At 62.2% G+C, this 2,342-nt stretch carries 2 protein-coding genes; one reads left to right on the forward strand and one right to left on the reverse strand.

Features of this window, described 5'->3' with window-relative positions; translation table 11 throughout:
- Positions 1-1,096: cytochrome P450 family protein (locus tag ACOJSN_RS20825; RefSeq protein WP_420114395.1), on the forward strand; the 1,096-nt coding region annotated here is incomplete at its 5' end.
- A gap of 267 nt (positions 1,097-1,363) precedes the next feature.
- On the opposite strand, the gene ACOJSN_RS20830 is transcribed toward ACOJSN_RS20825, so the two are convergent.
- Positions 1,364-2,342 (reverse strand): SDR family oxidoreductase (locus tag ACOJSN_RS20830; RefSeq protein ID WP_420114396.1); only part of this gene is annotated, 979 nt, incomplete at its 5' end.

Here is a 2,342-nt window from a genome sequence, read left to right on the forward strand (position 1 = left end):
CGTCCCCGTGTGGCTCGTGACGGACTTCGCCGAGGCGCGGACGCTGCTCGCCGACCCCCGCCTCTCGAAGGATCACGAGCGTGCCTTGGAGCTGTTCCCGCCGGACCACGGCGGAGCGTACGCGTCTAACTTGCACGCAAACATGTTGCATTCGGACCCACCCACCCACACCCGCCTACGCAAGCACGTCGGAAGGGGCTTCACGACGCGCGCCGTCGAACGTCTCCGTTCGCGTATCGAGATCATCGCCGACGAACTGCTCGACGACATCGAGGCCAGCGGATGCGACCGCCCCGTCGACCTGATCGCCCAGTATGCGGCGCCGCTACCAATCCGTGTGATAGCCGAACTGTTTGGCATGCCAGACACTTGGTTCGGCGAGTTTCGCTCGCATATCCAGCCACTCTTCACCAATGCGACCGACGACGAGAAAGCCACTGCGTCGGTGAAGGTGTCCGCGCTGATGACAGAGTTGATACAACTGAAGAGGCGCGAACCTGACGAGGATCTGATGAGCACGCTCACCGCGGCAGCAGACGACGGCGACCAGCTGTCCCACGACGAACTCGTGAGTACGGCGTTTCTGCTGATCTTCGCGGGATACGAGACGACGGTACACCTTGTGGGCAACGGCCTATTGGCTCTGTTGCGCAACCCGGTTCAGTTGTCCGAGCTGCGGGCGGACACGACCAAGCTGCCCGCAGCAGTGGAGGAGTTCCTACGTTTGGACGGTGCAGTCAACGTGGCGACGTTGCGGTTCGCGTCCGAGCCGATTCAAGTGGGAGACAGAGTTATTCCGAGAGGCGATTTCGTCATGATCTCTTTACTAGCGGCCAATCGGGACGGCAAGAGATTTACGCATCCCGACCGACTCGACCTGTCCCGCAATGCACATTCGCACGTGGCGTTTGGTCACGGTATCCACCACTGCGTCGGGGCGCCACTGGCGCGACTGGAGGGCCAGATCGCCATCGGGCGACTACTCGATCGGTTTGATGATCTCATTCTCGATGCGGCGCAACCACTCCGCTACCAGGACGGCACCCTCATCCACGGACTCACCGCGCTGCCCGTCCACGTAGGTAGACCGGGATAGTCACGTTAGCTCTGGGCGCATGGTGCGTTTCGACCTGTCGACAATCGATGGTTCGCGTCGGCAGTGCCAACATCATCGTGCGCGGTTGCGTTCGACAAAGGGGTAACCGCCACGATTCCGCCGGCTGGTCGCGTCCCGCCGGGGGCAAGGACGGCGCACACATGCTGTTGTCGAACAAGTCCGGCACGCCGGGGCCCAGCCGTCGAGGCCCACCAAACGGCAGGACCGCATGGCGAAGTCACAACACAGGGCGGTGCCTACGCTTTCTCATCCGTTGACCTCGGCGGTGGTTGAGTTCGACTTCGCGGTCGCCTTGCGTTGTAGTGGTGAGAGCAGCGCTAGCAGTTCGAGATCGGTGACATATTTGGTGATCACGCCGCGTGTGACGTGGGGAATGTCGTGGTCCGGACCGATGGCGGCGTCTTGGACGGCGGTGCGGAAACGACTCGTTGACGCCTCGGCTCCGGTCATTGGTGGCGTCGGCCGCTCATAGTTGTGCAACAAGGGCAGGAGCGAGGCGTTGCGCTGGCGTTCGGGCAGCGCACGAAGTTTGATGGTGAGACGGGTGAGCCATTCGGCATAGTCGTCGACGCGTCCGATCGGGTAACCCTCGGTCACCAACCAGTCGACGTACTCGTCCAAGCCGATGCCGTCGTCGTGAGTGTTCACCACGTGGTAGGTATCGAACGCAGGATCTGATGCCGTGGCAACCTGCAGCCCGAGGGTCGAGATGGCTTCGGCGACGAACTCGACGGGCAGTCCGCCATAATGGGACCTCTGCCGGTTTCCATCGGCGTCGAGTTCGTAGAACGACTTCGGCGCCACCCCAGATGCGACCAGACTCAACATCATTCGAGTGAACATGTCCGGGACGTTGAGCTGTCCGGCGTAGCTGAGATCGGCCAGGATCATGTCACATCGGAAAACCGACACCGGCACTCGGCACACGTCGTGCGCCTCTCGCAGAAGCACTTCGCCTGCCCACTTGCTCGTACTGTAGCCGTTGGCGTAGGCGTCACTGATCACCCGGGTGGGGCTGATCCGACGGATGTCGTTGTGCTCGTTGAAGTCGCCGGGGGCGATGCCCTGCCCCACGCCGATGGTGGAGACGTAGACAATTGGCTTGAGTTTGGTGGTGACGGCCACCTGAATCAGCTCCGCGGTACCCAACGCGTTGGGGCCGAACAACTGGCTGTACGGCAACACATGGTTCACCAACGCGGCGGCGTCGACGATCAGGTCGACG

The organism is Pseudactinotalea sp., assembly GCF_048594945.1.
In the GTDB taxonomy this organism is placed as follows: domain Bacteria; phylum Actinomycetota; class Actinomycetes; order Actinomycetales; family Beutenbergiaceae; genus Pseudactinotalea.